This window comes from Bradyrhizobium sp. JR4.3 (assembly GCF_040547695.1).
Classification (GTDB): domain Bacteria; phylum Pseudomonadota; class Alphaproteobacteria; order Rhizobiales; family Xanthobacteraceae; genus Bradyrhizobium; species Bradyrhizobium canariense.
This window is the reverse complement of record NZ_JBEPQF010000002.1, coordinates 110,255-132,343: the sequence shown is the minus strand read 5'-3', so window position 1 is coordinate 132,343 and position 22,089 is coordinate 110,255. Positions and strand designations below refer to the sequence as shown.

General features: G+C 64.6%; 22 protein-coding genes, 1 tRNA gene and 2 pseudogenes. 10 read left to right on the top strand and 15 right to left on the bottom strand.

The features are described from left to right. Nucleotides 1–4: 4 nt before the first annotated feature. Nucleotides 5–703, bottom strand: coding sequence for an alpha/beta hydrolase family protein (locus tag ABIB91_RS03945; protein ID WP_354159795.1), 699 nt, complete (start codon nt 701–703; stop codon nt 5–7). 121 nt (nt 704–824) lie between these two features. On the opposite strand from ABIB91_RS03945, the pseudogene ABIB91_RS03940 reads away from it, so the two are divergent. Next, nucleotides 825–1,971, top strand: a pseudogene (locus tag ABIB91_RS03940) (acyl-CoA dehydrogenase family protein). An 18-nt stretch (nt 1,972–1,989) separates the two neighbouring features. On the opposite strand, the gene ABIB91_RS03935 reads toward ABIB91_RS03940, so the two are convergent. Next, entirely contained in the window at nt 1,990–2,874 is an 885-nt protein-coding gene (locus ABIB91_RS03935; RefSeq protein WP_354159797.1) for a LysR family transcriptional regulator, read from the bottom strand. A gap of 103 nt (nt 2,875–2,977) precedes the next feature. Between ABIB91_RS03935 and ABIB91_RS03930 the strand changes: the two genes are divergently transcribed. The 3 genes from ABIB91_RS03930 to ABIB91_RS03920 are packed head-to-tail and all read left to right on the top strand — an operon-like array spanning nt 2,978 to nt 4,476. Beyond that, entirely contained in the window at nt 2,978–3,406 is a 429-nt protein-coding gene (locus ABIB91_RS03930) for a DoxX family protein (protein ID WP_354159799.1), read from the top strand. Nucleotides 3,407–3,425: 19 nt separating this feature from the next. Further along, nucleotides 3,426–3,887 (top strand): DsrE family protein, encoded by a 462-nt coding sequence (locus ABIB91_RS03925; RefSeq protein WP_354159801.1) that lies wholly within the window; start codon nt 3,426–3,428, stop codon nt 3,885–3,887. Next, entirely contained in the window at nt 3,880–4,476 is a 597-nt protein-coding gene (locus ABIB91_RS03920; RefSeq protein WP_354159803.1) for a TlpA family protein disulfide reductase, read from the top strand. The genes ABIB91_RS03925 and ABIB91_RS03920 overlap by 8 nt, the downstream gene beginning before the upstream one ends. 6 nt (nt 4,477–4,482) lie before the next feature. Here ABIB91_RS03920 and ABIB91_RS03915 read toward each other — a convergent pair whose 3' ends face one another. From ABIB91_RS03915 to ABIB91_RS03885, 7 genes are all read right to left on the bottom strand, one after another. Further along, nucleotides 4,483–5,622: an amidohydrolase/deacetylase family metallohydrolase gene (locus ABIB91_RS03915; protein WP_354159805.1), complete on the bottom strand. Its 1,140-nt coding sequence runs from the start codon at nt 5,620–5,622 to the stop codon at nt 4,483–4,485. 126 nt (nt 5,623–5,748) lie between these two features. Then, nucleotides 5,749–5,825 (bottom strand) — tRNA-Arg (locus ABIB91_RS03910). Between the two features lie 97 nt (nt 5,826–5,922). After that, nucleotides 5,923–6,879, bottom strand: coding sequence for a tripartite tricarboxylate transporter substrate-binding protein (locus ABIB91_RS03905; protein ID WP_354159807.1), 957 nt, complete (start codon nt 6,877–6,879; stop codon nt 5,923–5,925). A 47-nt stretch (nt 6,880–6,926) separates the two neighbouring features. Further along, the gene (locus ABIB91_RS03900; RefSeq protein ID WP_106941607.1) at nt 6,927–7,298 is read right to left on the bottom strand and encodes a cupin domain-containing protein; all 372 of its coding nucleotides are present in this window, start codon (nt 7,296–7,298) and stop codon (nt 6,927–6,929) included. 20 nt (nt 7,299–7,318) lie between these two features. After that, nucleotides 7,319–8,242: a hypothetical protein gene (locus ABIB91_RS03895; RefSeq protein ID WP_354159809.1), complete on the bottom strand. Its 924-nt coding sequence runs from the start codon at nt 8,240–8,242 to the stop codon at nt 7,319–7,321. A gap of 135 nt (nt 8,243–8,377) precedes the next feature. Next, nucleotides 8,378–9,016: an RraA family protein gene (locus ABIB91_RS03890; protein WP_354159811.1), complete on the bottom strand. Its 639-nt coding sequence runs from the start codon at nt 9,014–9,016 to the stop codon at nt 8,378–8,380. Nucleotides 9,017–9,042: 26 nt separating this feature from the next. After that, nucleotides 9,043–10,560: an AMP-binding protein gene (locus ABIB91_RS03885; protein WP_354159813.1), complete on the bottom strand. Its 1,518-nt coding sequence runs from the start codon at nt 10,558–10,560 to the stop codon at nt 9,043–9,045. 207 nt (nt 10,561–10,767) lie between these two features. Here ABIB91_RS03885 and ABIB91_RS03880 point away from each other — a divergent pair, with 207 nt between their 5' ends. After that, entirely contained in the window at nt 10,768–11,400 is a 633-nt protein-coding gene (locus ABIB91_RS03880; protein WP_219684833.1) for a hypothetical protein, read from the top strand. A 115-nt stretch (nt 11,401–11,515) separates the two neighbouring features. On the opposite strand, the gene ABIB91_RS03875 is transcribed toward ABIB91_RS03880, so the two are convergent. Together ABIB91_RS03875 and ABIB91_RS03870 are read right to left on the bottom strand one after the other, a co-directional pair. Beyond that, nucleotides 11,516–11,731, bottom strand: coding sequence for a hypothetical protein (locus ABIB91_RS03875; RefSeq protein WP_354159815.1), 216 nt, complete (start codon nt 11,729–11,731; stop codon nt 11,516–11,518). Between the two features lie 36 nt (nt 11,732–11,767). After that, nucleotides 11,768–12,769, bottom strand: a complete 1,002-nt coding sequence (locus ABIB91_RS03870) for a 2-dehydropantoate 2-reductase (protein WP_354159817.1) — start codon at nt 12,767–12,769, stop codon at nt 11,768–11,770. A gap of 158 nt (nt 12,770–12,927) precedes the next feature. Between ABIB91_RS03870 and ABIB91_RS03865 the strand changes: the two genes are divergently transcribed. Both ABIB91_RS03865 and ABIB91_RS03860 read left to right on the top strand, forming a co-directional pair. Then, a complete protein-coding gene (locus ABIB91_RS03865; protein WP_354159819.1) occupies nt 12,928–13,509 on the top strand; it encodes a YidB family protein in 582 nt (193 codons plus the stop codon). A gap of 31 nt (nt 13,510–13,540) precedes the next feature. Further along, nucleotides 13,541–13,813: a GlsB/YeaQ/YmgE family stress response membrane protein gene (locus ABIB91_RS03860; protein WP_196236584.1), complete on the top strand. Its 273-nt coding sequence runs from the start codon at nt 13,541–13,543 to the stop codon at nt 13,811–13,813. Nucleotides 13,814–14,014: 201 nt separating this feature from the next. Here the strand turns inward: ABIB91_RS03860 and ABIB91_RS03855 are convergent, their stop codons facing one another. Further along, complete coding sequence (locus tag ABIB91_RS03855) at nt 14,015–14,800, bottom strand: SDR family NAD(P)-dependent oxidoreductase (RefSeq protein WP_219684836.1); 786 nt, start codon at nt 14,798–14,800, stop codon at nt 14,015–14,017. Between the two features lie 250 nt (nt 14,801–15,050). Here ABIB91_RS03855 and ABIB91_RS03850 point away from each other — a divergent pair, with 250 nt between their 5' ends. The 3 genes from ABIB91_RS03850 to ABIB91_RS03840 are packed head-to-tail and all read left to right on the top strand — an operon-like array spanning nt 15,051 to nt 18,127. Then, the gene (locus tag ABIB91_RS03850; protein ID WP_354159821.1) at nt 15,051–16,115 is read left to right on the top strand and encodes an acyl-CoA dehydrogenase family protein; all 1,065 of its coding nucleotides are present in this window, start codon (nt 15,051–15,053) and stop codon (nt 16,113–16,115) included. A gap of 17 nt (nt 16,116–16,132) precedes the next feature. Beyond that, on the top strand, nt 16,133–17,293 hold the full coding sequence (locus tag ABIB91_RS03845; RefSeq protein WP_027567948.1) for an acyl-CoA dehydrogenase family protein: 1,161 nt from the start codon (nt 16,133–16,135) through the stop codon (nt 17,291–17,293). A gap of 15 nt (nt 17,294–17,308) precedes the next feature. Further along, entirely contained in the window at nt 17,309–18,127 is an 819-nt protein-coding gene (locus tag ABIB91_RS03840; RefSeq protein WP_018452966.1) for an enoyl-CoA hydratase/isomerase family protein, read from the top strand. 77 nt (nt 18,128–18,204) lie between these two features. Here the strand turns inward: ABIB91_RS03840 and ABIB91_RS03835 are convergent, their stop codons facing one another. The 3 genes and pseudogenes from ABIB91_RS03835 to ABIB91_RS03825 all read right to left on the bottom strand — a co-directional run bounded on the left by ABIB91_RS03835 (nt 18,205) and on the right by ABIB91_RS03825 (nt 22,046). Continuing rightward, a complete protein-coding gene (locus ABIB91_RS03835) occupies nt 18,205–20,319 on the bottom strand; it encodes an acetate--CoA ligase family protein (RefSeq protein ID WP_354159824.1) in 2,115 nt (704 codons plus the stop codon). Nucleotides 20,320–20,511: 192 nt separating this feature from the next. Next, nucleotides 20,512–21,255: pseudogene (locus tag ABIB91_RS03830) on the bottom strand (VOC family protein); the annotation flags it as partial. A 2-nt stretch (nt 21,256–21,257) separates the two neighbouring features. Continuing rightward, entirely contained in the window at nt 21,258–22,046 is a 789-nt protein-coding gene (locus ABIB91_RS03825; protein WP_354159826.1) for an enoyl-CoA hydratase, read from the bottom strand. Between the last annotated feature and the right edge of the window lie 43 nt (nt 22,047–22,089).

Sequence of the window (22,089 nt, the reverse complement as noted above, 5' to 3'; positions counted from 1 at the left end):
GATTTCAGGCGAGCTTGTCGATCCAGACCGCGAGCGTATCAAGCACCTCTGTCAGCGCCTCTTCGTTGGTGCGGCCGGACTTCTTCAGCACCGCGAAGGAGTGATCGCCGCCCTCGACCTCGTGCAGCGTCGCCTTCGGGGCAAGAGCGGCGATGACGGGCTTGAGGAGGCCGAGATCGGCGAGCCCGTCGCGGGTGCCTTGCAGGAACAGCATCGGGATCTCGACACGGGCCAGGTGCTCGGCGCGCTCCGTCGACGGCTTCTTGTCGGCGTGCAGGGGAAAACCGAGGAAGGCGAGCCCTTTGACATCAGGCAGCGGAGTCTTGGACTGCGCCTGCGAGGTCATGCGTCCACCGAAGGATTTTCCGCCCGCAACGAGCTTCACACCGGGGCAGAGCCGCGCGGCTTCCTCGGCTGCCGCGTGGATCGTCGCATGGGCGACCGCCGGCTGGTCGGGACGGCCCAGCTTGTTCTCCATGTAGTGAAAATTGAAGCGGAACGCCGCGATGCCGCGAGCAGCGAGCCCCTCCGCAATCTTGTCCATCGATGCATGCCGCATCCCTGCGCCGGCGCCATGGGCCAGCACGTAACAGGCGCGCGCATGGTCCGGCTGTGTCAGGATCGCCGAGACCGTGCCGATGCGCGCGATGTCGAGCTTGAGCTCTTGGGTTTTGACGGTTTGCGTTTTGACAGCCACAATCAATGATCCCGATAGACGCTGCTCCGGTCGCCTTGGTAGCGTCACCGGCACAGCCTGAAAACACAATAATTGCCGCCAAAGGCTGGCCTAACCAAGCCGGAACGCCGCATTGACCGAGGTGACCATGTCCTACCGCTCCTCCTGGATGACCGAAGAGCTCGAAATCTTCCGCGATCAGTTCCGGAAGTATCTTGCCAAGGATCTGGCCCCGCATGCCGAAAAATGGCGCGAGCAGAAGATGGTCGACCGCTTTGCCTGGCGCGGGCTCGGCGAGATGGGCGCGCTGCTGGCAAGCGTGCCGGAGGAATATGGCGGCCTCGGCGCGACCTTCGCCTATGATGCCGCCGTACTCGACGACCTCGAAAGCACGGTGCCGGAGCTTGACGACCGGCGTCTCCGTGCACAGCGCCATCGTCGCGCACTACATCCTCAATTACGGCTCCGAGGAGCAGAAGAAGCGCTGGCTGCCGAAGATGGCCTCGGGCGAGATGGTCGGCGCCATCGCCATGACCGAGCCCGGCACCGGCTCGGATTTGCAGGCCGTCAAGACCACCGCCAGGAAGCAGGGCAATTCCTACGTCATCAACGGACAGAAGACTTTCATCACCAACGGCCAGGCCGCCGATCTCGTCATCGTGGTCGCGCGCACCGGCGATGTCGGCGCCAAGGGCATTTCGCTGATCGTGGTCGAAACCTCAGGCGCGGATGGATACAAGCGCGGGCGCAACCTCGACAAGATCGGCCTGCATGCCTCCGACACGTCCGAGCTGTTCTTCGACAACGTCGCGGTTCCGCCGGAGAACCTGCTCGGCGGCGAGGAAGGCCAGGGCTTCGTCCAGTTGATGCAGCAATTGCCGCAGGAGCGCCTCGCGCTCGCGGTCGGCGCGGTCGCCGCGATGGAACGCGCGATAAAGCTCACCGTCGACTACACCAAGGAGCGCAAGGCTTTCGGCAAGCCGCTGATGGATTTCCAGAACACCGCCTTCAAGCTCGCCGAGCGCAAGACCGAAGCGATGATCGCGCGCGTCTTCGTCGACTGGTGCATCGAGCGGCTGGTCGCAAAGGACCTCGACACCGTCACGGCATCGATGGCGAAATACTGGTGCTCGGAGAAGCAGGTCGAGACCGCCGACGAATGCCTCCAGCTGTTCGGCGGCTACGGCTACATGCAGAAATATCCGATCTCGCGCATTTTCATCGATTCCCGCATCCAGAAGATCTATGGCGGCACGAACGAGATCATGAAGCTGTTGATCGCGAGGTCGCTGTAATCAGATCGCTGTGAGCGGCTATTTCATCCGCGGGTCGGCCACGAGAAAGTCGATGAAGGTCCGCACCTTCGCAGAGAGATATTTGCGGCTCGGATAGACCGCGAACAGCTTGCCCTCGAAGATGACCTGCCCGGGCACGACGTGCTCGAGGCGGCCGGCGGCGAGATCCTCCGCGACCAGCCATTTCGGCAGGAAGGCGAGGCCCATGCCTTCGAGCGCTGCCATGTGCAGCAGCGTTTCATTGCCACTGCGCAGGACCGGATTGAGCTTGACGGTCTCGGTGCCGTGCTCGCCCTCGAAGGAGAAGCTTTCACCCGGGTACAGCGCGTAGTGCAGCATCGCCTGCCCGGCGAGATCGGCAAGCCTGGTCGGGCGACCCGCGCGATCGAGATAAGCGGGCGCGCCGACCATATGGAACGCAACCTTGGTGATGGGACGCGCGATCAGCGCTTCGTCGATTGCTGCCGTTGCGCGCAGCGCCAGATCGAATCCCTCCTCGACCAGATTGACCATCCGTCCGCTGAGATCGACGTCGAGGCGCACTTCGGGATAGCTCGCCTGGTAGTCCGCCAGCATGCCCACAAAGATCGCGTTTGCCATCCACACCGGCGCAGTCAGTCGCAGCGTGCCGCGCGGAACGACCGTCGCATTGCTGACGGCGGCTTCGACCTCGTCGAGCGAGTCGAGCATCTGCCGCGCCTGCTCGAAATAGAGCGCTCCGCTTTCGCTCAGGCTGACGCGCCGACTGGTGCGGTTGAGCAGTCGCGTGCCCAGCCGCTTCTCGAGCTGCATCACATGCTTGCTTGCCATCGCGGGCGAGATGCGCAGGCGTTGCGCCGCGGTCGCGAAGCTCTTCAGCTCGGCGACCAGGCAGAACACCCTCATGCTGACCAAGGAATCCATGAAACCATCAACACCCAGGAAATGAACTAATCCCGGGACACATAATGATCAAATATGAAGAAACTATCAAATGGTGGCGACCGTCATCATTTGGAGAACCACCGTGTCCACCACCGCCTTCGAGACTGCCTCCCCCGGCCGCGCCATTCGTATCGGCCTTTGGATCGCACAGGGCCTGCTCTTTTTCGTTTTCACCGCGGCCGGGCTGGTCAAGCTGCTGACGCCGATTCCAGAACTTGCCGCGATGATGCCTTGGGCCGGCCAGTATTCCGCAACGTTCGTCCGGTTCATCGGGCTGGTCGATCTCGCCGGCGGAATCGGCATCCTGCTGCCGGCACTGACGCGGGTCCTGCCCCGGCTGACGGTGCTGGCCGCGCTGGGCTGCTCCATGTTGCAGGTGTTGGCGCTCGTCTTCCACATCTCGCGCGGCGAGGCGCCCGTCACGCCGCTCAACGTCCTTTTGCTCGCGCTCAGCCTGTTCGTGCTGTGGGGGCGCGACCGCAAGGCGCCGATCGCGCCGCGTCAGTTCTGAACAGCTGAACGCCGCGACCATGATCTCCGCCAGCGGATGGTCCCGCAGGGGCCTGCTCGCCGGCACTGCGATCCTCACGGCCGGCGGCACCGCCGCGGCCAAGGAGGATCGTTTCACCGAGGGCGTCGTGATCCTGATCGACAGCAACGAGCCCTATGTGATGGGTCATGCGATCAGCTACTCGGCTAACCTCTCGAAGCACTTTGCGGACAGGGGTGCGAGATTGCTGATCGAGGTCGTCGCCAACGGCAAGGGCATCGACGTCTTTCGGGCGGACAGGACTCCGCTGGTCGAGCCGCTCGCGGCGCTGCGGCAGTCGCTGCCAAACCTCGCCTACAGCATGTGCGCATCGTCAAAAGCGATCGCCGAAGCCAAGGAGCAGGTCTCGATTCCGCTGATAGCAGGTGCCATCCTCGTGCCGTTCGGGATCGGCCGCGTGGTCGATCTGCAGCTCAAGGGCTGGGCCTATATCCATGCGTGAGACCGCGCGCGAAAGCGGTCCATTGCCGTCGCGGCGATCGATCATGATGGCCGCGCCGGCGCTTGTTGCCTCCTTGCGCGCGGCCCATGCGCAGGAAGGCTGGCCACCGGTGTTCGAGGCCGGCCGCAGTCAGTTCACGCTGGTGCGGCCGCGCGCGTCGATGCCAACGCTCAGGGTTCAAGACATTGGCGGGAAGGACGTCGCGTTGAGCGCGCAGCCGGGCCGCATCACCCTCGTCAATTTCTGGGCGACCTGGTGCGCGGCCTGCCGGCTCGACCTCCCTGTGCTCGCAAGTCTCGCGGGATCACGGTCGGACCGGCTCGACGTTGTCGCGATCTGCACCGATACCAAAGACCTGCGCAAGATCCGCACATTTCTCGGCGGCCTCGCCGTGCAGAACCTCGCTTGCTATATCGACGCCTATGGCGCGGCGGCCGAAGCATCGACGGCGATATTCTCCCTCGTCGGCATGCCCATCACCTATCTCGTTGGAACAAGCGGTCACGTCGAGGGCTACATCGCCGGTGCGCCCGACTGGCTTTCTCCGGCAGGCGCGCGGCTGCTGCAATTCTATCGCGAGCGAGGCTAGCGCCGCTCAATTCGGATGCCACCAGCGGCCGCCGATCACGACACCCTCGGAGACGATCTTGCGGTCGCCGATCAGGTGCTCGCCGACGACGTCCTCATAGTCGAACTGGCCTTCCCTCACCGAGATCAGCGTGGCGTCGCCGACGCTGCCCGGCTTGAGGCTGCCGAGCTCGGGGCGCCGCAGCGCCATCGCGGCGTTGACCGTCGAGGTTGCGATGACGTCGGACAGCGGCATGCCCATGCACAGGAATTTCGACAGGGTCGTGACCTGGTCGAAGGCCGGGCCGTCGATGCAGAGCTGATGGATGTCGGACGAGATGGTGTCCGGATAGAAGCCGTTGGCGAGCATGGCGCGTGCGGTCTTGAACGCGAACGAGCCCTTGCCGTGGCCGATGTCGAACAGCACGCCGCGCTCGCGCGCGTCGAGCACCGCCCGCTTTACCGTGCCCTGCGCGGTCGCGGGCGTGTTGGGGAAGGGCCGGAACGCATGGGTGAGCACGTCGCCGGGGCGCAGGCGCGCCAGCACCTCCTCGTAGCTCGGCGGCGGATGATCGATATGCGCCATCAGGGGCATGCCGACCTCGTTCGCAACCTCGATCGCGATGTCGAGCGGCACGACGCCCGAGGTGCCCGAGGAGTGCAGGCCGACGCGCACCTTGATGCCGACGATGAGGTCGCGGTTGGCATCGGCCACCTTGGCCGCCTCGATCGGATTCATCAGCCGCAGCTCCTCGCTCTCGCCGACCATGATCCGGTGCGAGAAGCCGAAAATGCCGGCATGCGAGACGTGCAGATAGGCGAGAATGCGGACCTGGCTCGGCTCGATCACATGCTTGCGGAAGCCCGCGAAATTGCCGGGCCCCGCGCTGCCGGTATCGACCGCGGTGGTGACGCCGGAGAGGCGGCAAAATTCCTCGGCATCGATGCCGAGCGACGTACCGCCCCAATAGACATGGGTGTGAAGATCGATCAGCCCCGGCGTAACGATGTAGCGTGACGCGTCGCGCACATCGGTGCCCGGATCGGCCTTGAGCCCGGTGCCGACGGCCGCGACCTTGCCGCCCGCAAAGGCGACATCGGTCACGGCATCGAGCTTCTGGGACGGATCGACCACACGGCCGCCGCGCAGGATCAAGTCGAAGGGCATTGTCGTCTCCGGATATGGCAGCGAGGCGGGGCTGGCAGTCAGCCCGGGCCAGGAAGGAAGCTTCATGCTTCTAGCAATTTTTGCGCCGACAAGCGTGGCAAACGCGACGATTGCTCACTGAAAAACTGGCGATCCCGGGAAGACTCGAACTTCCGACCTACGGTTTAGGAAACCGTCGCTCTATCCGGCTGAGCTACGGGACCGCGGAACCCGCAGAGCGGGTTACCGGGGCTTCATATCAAAGCGGAGGGGAGATCGGAAGCCCTCCGCGTTGCTCAATGCGGAGGGCTGCCGGTCATCTCACGCCCTGATATTGTTGTCCTTGACCACCTTGCCCCAAATGGCGACCTGCTTGTCGAAGAAGGTCTTGAAGGCGGGGCCATCCTCGAGCAGCAGCGTCATCTGCTGCGTTTCCTTGAGCTGGGCGGCGGTGGCGGGCTCGCTCAGGATCTCCTTGGACGCCGTCGCGAGGGCTGCGACGATGTCCGGCGGCGTGCCGGTGGGCGCGAAGATGCCCCACCAGGCCAGCGTCTCGAAATCCGGGAAGCCGGCCTCGATCGCGGTCGGCGTATCCGGCAGGCCGGGCAGCCGCTCGCGGCCGAGCTGCAGGATCGGACGCAGCATGTTGGTGCCGAGCTGGGCTGCGACCAGCGCCGCCGATCCCGCGATCAGATCGACATGGCCGCCGAGCACGTCGTTCATCGCGGGGCCGCCGCCGCGATAGGGCACGTGCGCGATCTCGACGCCCGCCTTGTTGCCGAGCACGGTCATGGCGAGATGGCCGAGCGTCCCGATGCCGACGGAGGCATATTTCACAGCGCCGGGCGTCGCCTTGCAGGCCGCCACCACGTCGGCGAAGGTCTTGTAGGGACGGCCCGCACCGGCGGCGATCACGTAAGGCGCGGTGCCGACCAGCAACACCGGCATCAGCTCGCGCTCGACATCGACCGGCGGCTTGTCGAGGATGGAGGGGATCACCGCGTGGGAATCGAAGGTGACCAGGAACGTCGAGCCATCAGGCGGGCTCTTGGCGACCTGCGCAGCGCCGAGCGCGCCGGCGGCGCCCGACTTGTTCTCGACAATGACGATGCGGTTGAGCTTGGTCTGCAGATGGCTCTGAAGCAGCCGCGCCATCGCATCGGTCGATCCGCCCGGCGGAAACGGCACCACCAGCGTGATTTTCGAAGCCTGCGCCAACGCCGGCTTCATCGCGAGAATAGCCGGCGCAGCGAGCAGCGCGCGTCGTGTGATCGTCATGGTCCCCTCCCCTGTTTTCTCGTGCCCGGCTTTTTGCTCTTGGCGCTTTAGGTCGTCCCGAAACCGGATCCCGCTTTTCGGTATTCTGGCCGCGGCGGACTGAAAATGTCCAGCACGCGGGCGCCGTCGGGGCCGGCGCGCATGGTGTGCGGCACGTTGCCGGGCGTACGCCAGAAATCGCCCTTCTTCACCGCAATCTCCTCATCGCCCTGGACGCGGATGGCGGAGCCGTCGAGCAGCACGCCCCATTGCTCCTCGGGATGATGGTGCAGCGTGCCTTGCGCATGCGGCGCCAGCGTCACCACCGACAGCATCGCCTGCTCGCCGGAGAAGATGCGCGTGGTCACGCCTGCCGCGAGTTCGCGAAACAATCCGTCGCCGGTATCGTCGAGATTGTGGAATTCGTCCTTCTGGCTCACGCCGTTCTCCCCTTTACGCTTTATTTTGCAGCAGACTGGCTCACGGCGGCCAGAAGGCGGTCCTTGAACTCACCCTTCACGGTAACATACACGCTCGACCAATGCCGGCTCTTGAACTCGCAGCTGCCTCGTGGGCAATATTCTTTGTCGTGATAGTCTCCATTAAGGACGCCGAACAGAGTCATTCGACCGTCCAACAGACGAAACAAAGCGCTACCTGATGCCCCTACTGTGAATTCGCAGCTCGTTTCGAATATCGACCAGTCCCTTACGTCGCGTATCTGGCACTCCTGAATCGTCTTGTTGAAGGGGCCGTACCTGTCCCTCTTTCCCGTGGCTTCGATGTCGTAACCGACAACCACCAGGACACGCTCCAGCTCGACCACACTTTCAGTCCGTTCATTGATCTCGTAAGGCGTCACTTCCGCGGCAGACTCGAGCTTTGCCACTGCCCAATCGCTGACAATCGCCTTGGGCGCACTCTCAACGCATGTGCCCATCCATAGGGTCGATGACAGAGGAATGGTACGCCTCTCGGCTCCGAGATAGTACTCGAAGATACACTTGTCAGGTGACGTATGGGGTTTGCAAAGGTCCCGAAACGCGTGAGCCGCCGTGGTAATCACGTCGCGCGCACCAGTCACTTGAGCGCTGCTATCTCCACCAGGACAGCGCAGGACTCCACTTGCCGCAAAGCGCTTTTCCACCTCACCTGGAGGGAGACCGTTGGCTTTTGCGTAGACCCCTTCAGTTAGTCGTCGCTCTGTATCGGTGGAAGCGACCTCGACTGCCAGATGACTATCAGTGACGCGATCGCGATTGAAAATGGGCGCTGCCCCGCGGCCGGAGCCAAAAGGCGGCATCTTCCACGAACCAACCTCGTTGCTGCCAGAGACCAGCAGAACGAAGAAGCTAGGCAGGACGATCGCGTAATTCCTCGTCACTCGAAGTATCCCCAGCAGCAAAAAGCATGAAGCAAGTCTGACCGAAACAAAGTTGTGGGATCACTTTTGAAGAGGCAATGGCCAACATCGACGTGCGATCGAGCCGACCATTGCTTGACTAAAGCCTCGCGTTGATCAGGATTTGCCATACGAGCTCTGATAACGGCCCTCGCGGATCGCCTTCAGCGTCTCCTCCTCGCGCGCGACCTGGGCGCGCACGGCGTCCAGCAGCGCTGCGGCACCGGCGGCGGCAAACGACACCACGCCGTCCTCGTCGCCAACGACGATGTCGCCGGGCGAGATCACGCTGCCGCCGATGGTCACAGGCACGTTGATCTCGCCGGGGCCGTTCTTGTAGGGGCCGCGGTGGATCACGGCGCGAGCGTAGCAGGGAAAGTCATCGGCCGCGAACGCCGCGACGTCGCGGATCGCGCCGTCGATGACATAACCTTCGGCTTTGCGCCACTGCGCGATGTTCTTCATGATCTCGCCGACCAGAGCGCGGGTCTCATCGCCGCCGCCATCGACCACGATGACGTCGCCGGGGCCCACCAATTCGAGCGCGCGGTGGATGGCGAGATTGTCACCGGGACGGGTGCGGACCGTGAAGGCCGTGCCCACCAGCTTGGCACCGCGATGATAGGGCTTGAGTCCCACTGCGCCCGGCAGCCGGCCGAGATTGTCCGAAATGACCGAGGTCGGCGCACCGCGAAAACCTTCGATGATCTCGGCCGGCGGCTTCGGCACAGCGTTCGCAGCAATGGTGATGGTCATAATCTCAGTCCTTCCCGTGAATTCTTTTACTCGGCGTGCGTCCGCGCCTTCGCCGGCCAGATCCGGAAGGCGCACCCCTCCTTCATCCATGCTGCGCGCTCGTCGCGCAACAGCGTGCGGCGCACTTTACCGGAATCGTCGCGCGGCGGGGCGGTGACGATCTCAAAAGTTTCTGGATGCTTGTAGCGGCTGAGCCGGTCCTTCAAAAAATCCGCCATGCCGTCGGCGATGGCCTGACCGTCCGCACCGCCCTCCGGCTCGATGATGGCGTGCACGCGCTGGCCCAATTCCGGATCGGGCAATCCCACCACCACGCAGGAGCGCACGCCCGGACAGGCGGAGACGGCAGCTTCGACCTCGGCCGGATAGATGTTGGCGCCGCCGCGCAGCACCATGTCGGCGAGGCGGTCGCCGAGATACAGATAGCCTTCCGCATCCAGCCTGCCGATATCGCCGAGCGATTCCCAGCCGTCGGCGCGGCGCTTCGGCTCGGCACCGAGATAGTGATAGGTGGCATCCTTGCCGTCATTGTTGAGGAAATAGATCTCGCCGCTCTCGCCCGGCGCGACGTCGTTGCCGTCCTCGCCGATGATGCGCAAGCGCGCCATCTCGCCGATCTTGCCGACCGAGCCCTTGTGCGTCAGCCATTCCGTGCCGGAGATGATGCAGGAGCCTTGTCGCTCGGTACCGCCATAGAGCTCCCAGATCCGCTCAGGCCCGAGCCAGGCGATCCAGTTCTCCTTCAGCCATGGCGGCATCGGAGCGGCCATGTGGAAGACGGTCTGCAGGCTCGACACGTCGTAGGCGTTGCGCACGTGCTCCGGCAGCGCCCAGATCCTGTGCATCATGGTCGGGACGAAATTGACCCATTGCACGCGCTCGCGCGCAATTTGTCGCAGCGCCTCCTCGGCGTCGAACTTGACGAGGCCGGTGAGCTGGCCGCCGGTGAACAGCGCGTAATGCGACACGATGAACGGCGCATTGTGATAGAGCGGACCGGGATTGAGCAGCGAGACCCCAAAGGGAATATTGAGCGGCGGCGCGGCGACCGTGTCGATCACGGCCGGCTGGTGATCGAGGATCACCTTCGGCCGCCCGGTCGATCCGCCGCTGGTCATCGCTTTCCAATAGCGCGCCACCGGTGCGGTGAGCGGCTCGTCCGAAAACCCTTCCGGCATGAAATCCGCGGGCAGACGGTTCGGCGCATTCCAATCGGCTTCGCCGCCGACCACCAGCGCCGGCTTCAGGATATCGAGCACCGCGGCGGCTTCGCCGCGCGGCAGCCGCCATGACAGCGAGGTCGGCGTCGCTCCGCATTTCCACACCGCAAACGAGGTCTCGAAGAACGCATTGCCGTTGGGCAAACCGATTGCGATAAAATCGCCGGGCCTGACGCCCTTGGCCATGAACGCCCGTGCGCGCCGGTTGGCGCCGCGTTCGAGCGCGTCCCATGTCAGCGTATCCTGCCCGTGACGGACGGCGATCGTGCCTTGCGGTTTGCGCTCGGCGTACCAGCGTGGCACATCGGACAGGGGCAGCAGCATCAGGCGTTTCCACTTCGTTTTCTTGGCGTCGCCAATGAGGCGAGCGCAGGATGAAGTGACGCTGTGACTCCTGCGCCACGTCAAGCAAAAAATGTCAGCATCGCAGCCATGAAATTCCCGGGTTCCATGGGTGACAAGCCGGCCATAAAGGGGCAAAAATCAGTCCGACTCAGTTCGGGTTGAGTTTGCAAGGAATGCTCTCGTAGAATGTCGGACGTAGTTGCATCGCGTCGTGCGGCGCTTGTCGCTGCCGCAGCAGGATTTTTCCTGCTGGCGCCGTCGCATGCCCAGGCACAATGGTGGAAGCGCGCGCCTGTCGACTTCGAGGCCTGCGCCGACGCCGCCGAGAAAGCGACGACCAAATCCGAGAAGACGGCTGCGCTTGCAGACTGCAACGCCAAATTCGCCGGCCGGCGCAAGGCTGGCGGCGGCTATTCCTATTACGACTTCCTCCAGGACCGCACCTTCGACATCGCCGGCCCCAATCCGACACCGGAGGAGCAGAAGAAGATCGACGAAGCCTACACCGCCTATCTCGCAAATCAGCGCCGCAGCAATGAAGCCGCGCAGGCCACCGCGCGCCAGCAGCGCGAGCAGCAGGAACAACAGGTGCAGCAGCTCCAGCGGGTCGCGTTGCGAACCGAGGTCGAGCGCGTGCCGGTGCCGGTCGAGCGGCCCAAGGTCCAGCAGGCCGCCATCGGCGACGCGCGACCGCGGCCGAAAGGCGCCCCGTGCACCAAGGGCTCGTTCTCCTGCGAATGGCCGCGGCTGTCGGATGGATTGAACGACATCAAAAAGCTGTTCAGCCCGACGCCGAGCAAGCCCGCGAAGAAGGGCTGAGTCACCGCCGTCATTGCGAGCGCAGCGAAGCAATCCAGAGTCTTTCCGCGTGGGGATTCTGGATTGCTTCGCTGCGCTCGCAATGACGGGTGTGATGGAGATCGCGCTTACATCCTCAGTTCAGAGGCTTCTTCTTGCTGCGCTTCGGTTGAGCTACCGGGGAATTCGCAGGCGCCGTTGTCGTCGGAGAACTGCCCAGTTGCGAGCGGCTCTCCTGCAATCGCCTGTCATAGCCGGGAGAGTTCATGACCGTCGGCGGCCGGGCCTCCGCGACCGAGGACGCGGCGCAGAGCGCGGCCAACGCGAATCCGATCATCAGATGACGCTTCATCGTTGCTCCTCCGGTCGCGCAGCTTGCACTCATGCGTTACCCGCGAATCTGCTGCGGCGTCAGCCGCGGCGGACCCTTGCCCGCGGCCTCAGCCTGTTTGATCAGCGCAACAATGCGGCGCGACAGCGGCACGTTGACATTGTTCTGCTCGGCGAGCGCGATGATCGCGCCCTGGAGATAGTCGATCTCGGTCTTGCGGCCCTGCTTCAAATCCTGCCACATCGAGGAACGCGCCTCGGGATCGATCTTCATGGTCCTTCCCAGGATGAGGTTGAAAATCGGATCGGGCAGTCTCAGCAAGGTGGGCGTCCAGGACGACGGGATTGGCGTCGCCGAGACCGGTGTGATGCCGGCAGCCCTCATTGCAGCCAGCCCCTCCGCCATCTGATCGGCGAACAGCCGTCGCCAGTCGCGGTTCGCCAATTGCGCGGCGAGCGGCATGTCGGACAAGGCGCTGAGCGCGTTGTTCAAATTGATGATCAGCTTGCCCCATTGCACGCCGATGATGTCACGGCTCGCGCGCATGGTGAGCCCCGGCACCGACAGCGCTGCGGCCGTGTTCGTATCATCTTGACCAACATGAATGTCGCCGGAGGTCGAGCGGTGGAAGCGGCCCTCGTCCATCGCGACCACGTTGAAAGGCACCATGCCGGCGAGCACGCGGCGGTCGCCGAGGCGCTCGCGCAGCACCGCGACATTGCCGACGCCGTTTTGCAGCGAGACGATGACGGCCTCCTGCGGCGCATGCTGCGCGATCTGGTCCGCGATACCGGCTGTGTCGGCGCTCTTCACCGTGACCAGCACGATGCCGGCGCTGTGGAAGATCGCGGGATCTTCCGACAGCGCGAGTTGGCCCGCGCCGATCTTCTTCTCGGAGCCGTCGAAATCGGTCAGAAGCAGGCCGAACCGCTCGATCTCGGCCTTCACCCGCGGCCGCACCAGGAACGCGACGCGGCGGCCAGCAGCCGCCAGGGTGCCGCCGACGAAACATCCGATGGCGCCTGCGCCGGCCACCACGATCGGTCGATCCGTAACCACCTTGGCTTGTCTCCTTAACGGTCTGCCCTCGATAGCAGAGGCGCTGCCTGCTGCCCATTCCCGCAGTTGCGGCGCAATCGCCTTGTAACCGTCATGACGGCCTCATATGTTTTCGATCGGGGCTTGTTACCAGCAAGAAAGCGCCAAGGGAGAACGCCATGGGTTTGCTCGACGTCCTCAACGGCATGCAGAACGGCCCGCGCGGCCCAAGCACGCCGAGTTCACAATCCTCATCCAGCGGCGGCATGTCGCCAATGACCATGGCGCTCCTTGGCCTGCTCGCCTGGAAGGCATTCAAGCATTTGAGCGGCAACCAAACCGGCAGCGCGCCGCAGCCGTCCCCGGCACCGACGCCGACGCATCTCCCCCCGTCGGTGAATGCAGGCGCTGGCGGCGGCCTCGGTGACCTGTTGAAGGGTGGCCTTGGCGGCCTGCTCGCGGGCGGCGCGGCCGGCAGCGTGCTCAGCGGCGGTCTCGGCGATCTCCTCAACCAGCTCCAGCAGAGCGGTCATGGCGACGCCGCCAATACCTGGGTCGGCAAGGGCGAGAACAAGGCGATCGCACCAGGCGATCTCGCCAATGCGCTCGGCGCCGACCAGATCGAGAGCCTGTCGGCCCAGAGCGGCTTGTCGCGTGACGAGCTGCTCTCCGGCCTCAGCCAATATCTGCCGCAGGTGGTCGATCATCTGACGCCGGACGGACGGCTGCCGACCGAGCAAGAGATCGCGGGCAGAGTCTGATTTAGTTTAGTCAAACGAGGGGAGCACGGACATGAGCATGGGTGGCTTGTTGTGGATCATCGTCGTCGGCTTCGTCGCCGGCCTCATCGCGCGTTGGCTGGCGCCGGGACCGAACAATCCGAGCGGCTTCATCCTCACCACCATCCTCGGCATCGCCGGCGCGTTTCTCGCGACGTTCATCGGCCAGGCCATCGGGCACTACAGTCCCGACCAGGGCGCGGGATTCATCATGGCCACCATCGGCGCCGTGGTGGTGCTCTTCATCTGGCACCGGCTGGTCGCGAGCGGCGTGATCAAGGGGTAGCACGCCAGTGTGAGCTATCAACATACTCGGTGTCGTCCCGGCGAAGGCCGGGACCCATAGCCACCGAATTAAATTTGGCGAAGACTGGCAATTCCCGGTTTCGCGCCTCGCTACCTCTTGTGTTATGGGTCCCGGCCCCCCGTGCGCAATTGCGCACTAGGCCGGGACGACAGTTGTATTTGCCGCGCTAGCCGCGCGCCCTCACGTCACCAAATGCATCCCCGCATCCATGCGCACGACCTCGCCGGTCATGTTGCTGGAGGCCGGCATCGCCAGGAAGCAGACGAGCTGGGCGATGTCTTCCGCCGATGATGCGACCTTCAGCGGCACCTTCGCCACGACGCTGTCGCGCACCTGCTTGGCGCCCGCCTCGCCACGGCCCTTGGTGAACCAGGGCGTATCGATATAGCCGGGACATACCGTGTTGACGCGGATCAGCGGCGCCAGCGCACGCGACAGCGACAGCGTCATGGTGTTGAGCGCGCCTTTGCTCGCGGCATAGGCGATCGACGATCCGACACCGCTAATGCCGGCGACCGAGGAGATGTTGACCACGGCGGACGGCCGCCCAGAGGCCTTGGCGCCGGCCTCGAGCAGGCTGCGCGCCGCGCGCACCATCTGAAACGGGCCGATGGTGTTGACGCCGTACAGGCGCTGGAAATCTTCCGCAGACAATCCGTCGAGATCGGCATGGGCGACATGCTTGGTGGTGCCGGCATTGTTGACGAGCACGTCGAGCCGGCCCCAGCCGCCAGCTGCCGCAACGATCTTGCGGCAATCGTCATCCTTCGAGACGTCGCCCTGCGCGACCAGAACTTCCGGTGAGCCCGCCTTGCGGCAAAGCTCCGCGGTCGCCTCCGCTTCCCTCTCGCTCGAGGAATAGTTGATGACGAGCCGCGCCCCGCTCCGTGCGAGAATTTCCGCGGTCGCAGCACCCAGGCCGGAGGCGGACCCCGTCACGATTGCGCACAAACTGTCCTTTGCCATCCGGCTTTCCTTCCCCTTGATTGAATATCGACGTCCTGTTTAGCGAGTTTGCCGCGCCCTGCAAATCGAGCAAACTCCGCTAAGCGGAATTAGCCTTCTATAGTCCCTTGCGCCCATGCCCGCGCCGCAGGTTGACCTGCGATCAACGCTTGTCAGGGCCATGGCTTTTTCGGATCATCGGGCGCAAGAAGAACCTGCGCGCCCAGCCCCACGGGGCCGGATGCGCCAATGGCAAAACACGGGGAACGCTGTGGCGGAGAGTGACAATATCGTCGTCGAGACCGCGGAGAAAATCTTCGCCGATCTCGCCGATCCGCAGACCGTCAACAACGACAAGAAGGATTCGTGGCGGGCGCCTCTGTGGCACGCGCTGAACGAGGCCGGTTTGCCGCTGGCCTGGGTGCCGGACGATCTCGGCGGCTCCGGCGCGAGCCTTGCCGACGGCTTTGCGCTGCTGAACGCCGCCGGCCGTTTCGCGGTCGCGGTTCCCCTGGCCGAAACCATGCTGGCCGGCTGGCTGCTGGCGCAGGCGAAGATCGCATCCCCCGAGGGGGAGATGACGGTGCTGCCGGCGTCGCCGAAGGATCGCATCACCCGCGATGCCGACGGCGCGCTCTCCGGCCGTGCCCGCGGCGTGCCGTTCGCAAAGGCGGCAAAGCACTTCGCAGTGCTGGCCCACGGCAAGGACGGCGCCTCGATCGCGCTGGTCGACGCGAGCAAGGGTCGGATCGAGACCGGACTCAATGTCGGCTACGACCACAGCGACACCGTCACACTCGACAAGGTGCAGCCCGTCGCCATCAAGCCCGCACCGAAGGGCTTTGACCAGACCACAATGATGCTGATGGGCGGCGTCGCGCGCAGCCTTCAGATCGCGGGCGCGCTAGAATCGATGCTCGACATCTCCGTGCGCTATTCCAATGAGCGCGTCGCCTTCGAGAAGAAGATCTCCAAATTCCAGGCGGTGCAGCACAATCTCGCCCGCCTCGCCGGCGAGTCGGCTGCCGCTCTTGCCGCGGCGACCTCGGCCGCCGATGCCATCGCGAACGCAAGATCGTTCGACGACGCGGTCTACCTCGAAGCCGCCTCGGCAAAAATCCGCTGCGCGGAAGCCGCGGAAAAGGGCGGCGCCATTGCGCATCAGGTCCATGGCGCGATCGGCTTCACACTGGAGCACATCCTGCACCGCTATTCGCTGCGGGCATTGGCCTGGCGCGACGATTTCGGTTCGGAAAGCCACTGGGCCGTCGAGCTCGGCAAGCTCATTGCCAACCGCGGCGCCGACGAATTGTGGCCGCTCGTGGCTTCGCGCTGATCAGGGACGAGACAACAATGACCGCTGCCCTCCGTTTCGATCCGATCCGCCTGCCCGAGAAATGCGAGCAATTGCGCAAGGAAGTGCGCGCCTTCCTCGCGGAAGAGATCGCCGCCGGCACCTTCGATCCGCACAAGCCCAACCGCGAAGACACCGACGCGCCGGAATTTTCACGCCGGGTCGGCGCCAAGGGTTGGCTCGGCATGACATGGCCGAAAAAATATGGCGGCCAGGAGCGCTCGTTCCTCGAACGTTACGTGGTGACCGAGGAGATGCGCGTCGCCAACGCGCCGACGCGGCGCTTCTTCGTTGCCGACCGCCAGAGCGGGCCGGTGCTGATCAAGTACGCGCCCGAGCACATCAAGATGGACATCCTGCCGCGCATTTGCCGCGGCGAGATCTGCTTCGCGATCGGCATGAGCGAGCCGAACTCCGGCTCGGACCTGTTCGCCGCGAAGACGCGCGCGACCAAGACCGACGGCGGCTATCTCATCAACGGCACCAAGATCTGGACCTCGTCGGCGCACATCGCCGATTACATGATCGCGATCTTCCGGACGTCGCAGCCGACCAATGAAAACCGCCGTCACGGCCTGACGCAGTTCCTGGTCAAGATGAAGCAGCCGGGCATCCAGGTGAACCCGATCGGCCAGATCACCGGCCAGTACGAGTTCAACGAGGTCGTGTTCACCGATTTCTTCGTACCCGACGATCACGTGCTCGGCGAAGTCGACGGCGCCTGGAAGCAGGCGACGAGCGAGCTCGCTTATGAGCGTTCGGGCCCCGAGCGTTTCCTGGAGACCTATTACGTGCTGACCGAGCTGGTTCGCGCGGTCGGCCCCAATCCTGATACCCGCAGTGCCGAAGGCATCGGCCGGCTGGTGGCGCAGCTCCACACCATGCGGCGCATGTCGGTCTCGGTCGCGGGCATGCTGCAGGCCGGCAAGGAGCCGGTCGTCGAAGCCTCCATCGTCAAGGACATCGGCACGGTGTGGGAGCAGCAGCTGCCGCACCGCGTGCGCGATCTCGCCGCCTTCGTCGAGGAGACCGCGACCAACCGCGAGACGCTGGAGCGGCAGCTCGACTTCGCCATCAAGACCGCGCCGAAACTCACCATCCAGGGCGGCACCACCGAGGTGCTGCGCGGCATCATCGCCCGCGGGCTTGGTTTGCGCTAACTCTTCGAGGACATCATGAGCACCTATAAAGATATCGGCGTCGAAAAAGTTGGTCACGTCGGCACCATCGAGATACGCCGCCCGCCGCTCAACTTCTTCGACATTTCGCTGATCAACCAGATCGCGGACGCGCTCGACGAGTTCGATCGCGACATCGAGATTCGCGCCTCGGTGCTGTCGGCGCAGGGCAAGGCGTTTTGCGCCGGCGCCAATTTCCAGGACCCTGCACGGCAGGCGCAAGAGGCGCGCGAAGCCGATAAGACGGCCAAGGGCGATCCGGCCGACAGCCTCGGCGCGATCAATCACCTCTACATCCAGGCCGTGCGCATCTTCCGCGCCAAGAAGCCGATCGTCGCGGCCGTGCAGGGCGCCGCCATCGGCGGCGGATTGGGCCTCGCGGTCTCGGCGGACTTCCGGGTCACCTGCCCCGAAGCGCGCTTCTCCGCGAACTTTACAAAACTCGGCTTCCATCCCGGCTTCGGCCTGACCGTGACGCTGCCCGAGCTGATCGGCAAGAACAACGCCGAGCTGATGTTCTACACCAGCCGCCGCGTCACCGGCGAAGAGGCCTTCAAATGGGGCCTCGCCAACGAACTCGTGCCGCAGGACCAGGTCAAGGCAGCCGCACTGAAGCTCGCCGGAGAAATCGCCGAATGCTCCCCGTTGGGCCTCGTCTCCACCCGCGCCACCATGCGCGCTGGCCTCGCCGATCGCGTCATGGCGGCGACCAATCACGAGCTCGAGGAGCAGACCCGGCTGCGCGCCACGGAAGACTTCAAGGAAGGCGTGAAGGCCACGGAAGAGCGGCGCGTGGCGAATTTCAGGGGGCGGTGATTCCGACTTTTGGCCGGATCACTTTGGCGCCGCCACAACTTCCCATGTCGTCCCGGCGAAGGCGTTAATTGTGACTGTTATCTCCGCCCCACCACCAGCGCATCCACGATGGTCACGCCCTGGCCTTCGGCGTGCACCAGCACCGGGTTGAGCTCGATCTCCGCGATCTCCTCTGCATGCTGCGCGGCAAGCAGAGAGATATCCGCGATCAACTGCGACAGTGCCGCGACATCCGCCATCGCGGCCCCGCGAAATCCTGTCAGCAGCGGTGCGGCTTTCAAGCGCGCCAGCATCGCGCCGGCTTCTTCTGCGCTGACCGGCGCCGGACGATAGACGACGTCGCGGAATAGCTCTGTCGTGATGCCGCCAAGGCCCACCATCACCATCGGCCCGAACGTCTTGTCCGTCATCGTGCCGACGATGATCTCGACACCCTGCTTCGCCATCGGGCAGACCAGCACGCCCTGAATGGCTGCCTCAGGCCTGTGCTTGCGCGCGTTGTTGAGCAGCGCCTCGAACGCCAGAAACACTTCGCCCTTTGTGGTGATATTGACGCGCACGCCGCCGACCTCGCTCTTGTGCGCGATGTCCGGCGACTGGATCTTCAGCACCAGCGGAAAGCCAACGCGGGCGACGGCGTCGTCGAGCCCGCCCTTGTCCTTCACCAGGACTTCATCCGGCAGCGCGATGCCGGCGGCGCGAAGCAACGCCTTGCTGTCGGCTTCCGAGAGCGCCGGCGATTGCAGGTGCGCAGAGATGTCCCGCACGGGGACTTGCGCAACGTCCAACGGTTTCTGGAGCTTGAACTTGGCGTAGTCCACGAGTTGCCGCATCGCGACGCCGACATGGGTGAGGCCCGAGAGCACCACGACGCCGGATTTGGCAAGCTCGCGCCGGGCGAAATCGGACGGCACCGTGTAGGAATAGAACACCACGGGCTTGTGCTGCGCTGCCAGCACCGGCGTCAGCTCGGCTTCCCTAAAGGGCTTGCGGATCTCGCTCGACAGCGACAGCACGACCAGGATCGCGTCGATCTCGTCGGATGCGGTGAGCACATCGACGCTCTTTTGCAAGCCGCCCGAGGTCACGCCCTGCGCGGTGACGTCGATCGGGTTGCGCGCAGTGCCGTAGGAGGGCATCAGCGTCCTGACCTGCGCTTGGACTTTTTCGGATAGCTCCGGCACCTGCAGGCCTTGCAGCGCCACGGCATCGGCGCCCCAGATGCCGGCACCGCCGGAGACGGTAACGACGGCGACGCGATCGCCTTTCGGCAACGGATTGCTCGCAAGCACCGCCGCGATCGTCAGCGCCTCGTCGAGATCGTTGGAGACGATGAAGCCATATTTGGCGAACACCGCGTCGTAGGCCGCCGACCATCCGGCCATGCTCGCGGTGTGCGAGGCGGCCGCGCGCGTCCCGGCGCCGGAGCGGCCGACTTTTGTCACGATGACTGGCTTTTTCAGGCCGGCGGCCCGCCGCGCTGCCGCGAGAAACTTGTCGACGTCGCGAATGCCTTCGATGAACAGCAGGATCACGTCGGTGGAAGCATCCTGCACCATGTAGTCCAGGAACTCGCCGGCCCCGAGATCGGATTCGTTGCCGGCACTGACGACATAGCTCACGGCAATGCCGAGCGCGCTGGCGCGGTGATAATAGGCAAAGCCGATGCCGCCGCTCTGCGCGACGATGCCGATCCGCTTCGTCGTGGCGACCAGCGGCACCACGCCCGACTTGACGTCCACGGCGGGACTGAACGTCGCGGCCACGCGCTGCACCTGGCTGAAAAAGCCCTCGGCGTTCGGGCCGGAAATCCGCATGTCGGTGCGTCTCGCCAGCGCCGCGATCGCGTCCTGCATCGCCGCGCTCTCCCCGCCCTCCTCGGCAAAGCCGGAGGAGATGATCACGGCGTTCTTCACGCCGACGGCGGCACATTGCTCGAGCGCGGCAAGCACCGCGCGGGCGGGAATGAGGATGATTGCGAGATCGATCGGCGCGCTGACGTCGGTGATCGATTTGTAGCAGATGAGCCCGTCGATCTCGGCATAGTTCGGGTTCACCGGATAGATTTGTCCGGGGTACTCGTTCTTGCGCAACATCGACAGCAGCCGGCCCGGAATCTTCTCATGATCGCGCGAGGCGCCGATCAGTGCGATGCTCGCGGGTGCAAAGAAGCTATCGAGCGGATGCGGCACGACGTGATACCTTTTCTTGTTCTTGGCCCACCGCGCTCTCCCACCCCGTCATCCTGAGGTGCGAGTGATGGGGCGCTGAGCGCCCCATCGGGAGCCTCGAAGGACGAACGGCCCCGCTGGTGACCGTCGCCCTTCGAGGCTCGCCGAAGAGGCGAGCACCTCAGGGTGACGGATCACTATCAGACAATCAACCAGCCGGAACGTCACTCCGCCCAGCAGAAACTCATTGCCGGCAACCGCGAGCCCCTTGGCCCTGGCGGCATGCAGCACGCGCGCCGCATCCGCAACCTGAAACTCCAGTGCGCTCATGATCTCGCTGACGCCCTTCACGAAGCGGAATGTCGCATTGGGCAGCTTCAATTCGGCATCGCCACTCGGCGCAACCCCAATGATCTTGCCCCAATGCTCCGCCAGCCCTTGCGGATCCGGGCTCTGCATCTCCACGCTCGTCAGCGCCTGCGTCACGTCCTTGCGGATGAATTTTTGCCAGTCAGGGCCGGCAGGTGGATACGGCCCCAAAATGTCGTCGCTGCCTTCGGTGTGGTTGAACTCGATGAAAGCGGCGCGGCAGTCGCGGGGGTGGAGCTGCACGCCGTGATAGGGCGCGTGGTCGATGACGTTGGCGGTGCGCACGCCCAGCGCGTTGGCGTTACGACCGCGCTCGTCGGGATCGTTGCAGCAGAAGATCGCCATGTAGCCGCCACGCCCGCCGCTCTTCTCGATGAAGCGGCCGGCCGTGGTGCCGTCCTTGAACGGCGCGACCACCTCCAGCAGGATCGTGTCGACCGGCAGCAGCGCGTTCTCCAGGCCGTATTTCGCAACATTGCCGTCGCGGTAGCAGACAGCGAGGCCCATGATATCAGCGATGTCGGAGATCACGGGCGCGAGCTGCGGCGCGACCAGGCAGATCTGCCGCAACCGCATATAGGGCGCCATCGTCATGCGCCCTTGAAGGTCGGCTTGCGCTTCTCGACGAACGCCTTTGCGGCCTCCTTGTGATCCTCGGTGTCGCTGCAGCGGGTGTGGTGGATCGCCTCGCCGTCGAAGCAATCCTCCAGCGCGAGATGCTCGGCATTGTTGATGTTGCGCTTGATGAAGCCGAGCGCGATCGACGGGCCTTGCGCCAGCGACAGCGCGAGCTCGTGCGCGGCCGCGTCGATCTCGGCGTCGGGGACGACCTTGGTCACCATGCCGATCGCATGAGCCTCCTTCGCGGTCAGCACCGGCGAGGTCAGATAGAGCTCGCGCGCCCGCGCACTGCCGAGCAGCTGGGTGAGGAAATAGGTGCCGCCGTAATCGCCGGAGAAGCCGACTTTTGCGAACGCGGTCGTGATCTTGCAGGATTCGGAGGCGACGCGGAGGTCGCACGACAGCGCCATCGACAGACCCGCGCCGGCCGCCGCGCCATCGAGCTGCGCCACCACGGGTTTCGGCATCTGGTGCAGGATGCGCGACACCTCCATGCCGCGGCGCAGGTTCGCCATCTTCACTTCGAACGGCAGCGGCGCCCGGCCCTCCGCCATCGACTTGACGTCGCCGCCGACGCAGAACGAGCCGCCCGCGCCCTTGAACAAGACCGCGCGCACCTCGGGATCGTCTGCCGCGCGCCGCGCCGCCACGACCAGCCCGGCGACCATGTCGGGGTTGAGCGCGTTCTTACGCTCGGGCCGGTTCATGGTGATGGTGAGCAGCCCACCCTCGAGCTTCTGCAGAACCATGTCGTTCATGGGACGTCTCCCTTGTCGTTGTTTTGCTTGATCTATCACCACA

Coding starts and splice junctions, on each gene's coding strand:
- ABIB91_RS03825 (WP_354159826.1), bottom strand. CDS start 22,046: ATGAACGACATGGTTCTGCAGAAGCTCGAGGGTGGGCTGCTCACCATC.
- ABIB91_RS03880 (WP_219684833.1), top strand. CDS start 10,768: ATGTCGGACGTAGTTGCATCGCGTCGTGCGGCGCTTGTCGCTGCCGCA.
- ABIB91_RS03920 (WP_354159803.1), top strand. CDS start 3,880: ATGCGTGAGACCGCGCGCGAAAGCGGTCCATTGCCGTCGCGGCGATCG.
- ABIB91_RS03875 (WP_354159815.1), bottom strand. CDS start 11,731: ATGAAGCGTCATCTGATGATCGGATTCGCGTTGGCCGCGCTCTGCGCC.
- ABIB91_RS03840 (WP_018452966.1), top strand. CDS start 17,309: ATGAGCACCTATAAAGATATCGGCGTCGAAAAAGTTGGTCACGTCGGC.
- ABIB91_RS03890 (WP_354159811.1), bottom strand. CDS start 9,016: ATGACCATCACCATTGCTGCGAACGCTGTGCCGAAGCCGCCGGCCGAG.
- ABIB91_RS03935 (WP_354159797.1), bottom strand. CDS start 2,874: ATGGATTCCTTGGTCAGCATGAGGGTGTTCTGCCTGGTCGCCGAGCTG.
- ABIB91_RS03885 (WP_354159813.1), bottom strand. CDS start 10,560: ATGCTGCTGCCCCTGTCCGATGTGCCACGCTGGTACGCCGAGCGCAAA.
- ABIB91_RS03855 (WP_219684836.1), bottom strand. CDS start 14,800: ATGGCAAAGGACAGTTTGTGCGCAATCGTGACGGGGTCCGCCTCCGGC.
- ABIB91_RS03860 (WP_196236584.1), top strand. CDS start 13,541: ATGAGCATGGGTGGCTTGTTGTGGATCATCGTCGTCGGCTTCGTCGCC.
- ABIB91_RS03915 (WP_354159805.1), bottom strand. CDS start 5,622: ATGCCCTTCGACTTGATCCTGCGCGGCGGCCGTGTGGTCGATCCGTCC.
- ABIB91_RS03865 (WP_354159819.1), top strand. CDS start 12,928: ATGGGTTTGCTCGACGTCCTCAACGGCATGCAGAACGGCCCGCGCGGC.
- ABIB91_RS03845 (WP_027567948.1), top strand. CDS start 16,133: ATGACCGCTGCCCTCCGTTTCGATCCGATCCGCCTGCCCGAGAAATGC.
- ABIB91_RS03925 (WP_354159801.1), top strand. CDS start 3,426: ATGATCTCCGCCAGCGGATGGTCCCGCAGGGGCCTGCTCGCCGGCACT.
- ABIB91_RS03905 (WP_354159807.1), bottom strand. CDS start 6,879: ATGACGATCACACGACGCGCGCTGCTCGCTGCGCCGGCTATTCTCGCG.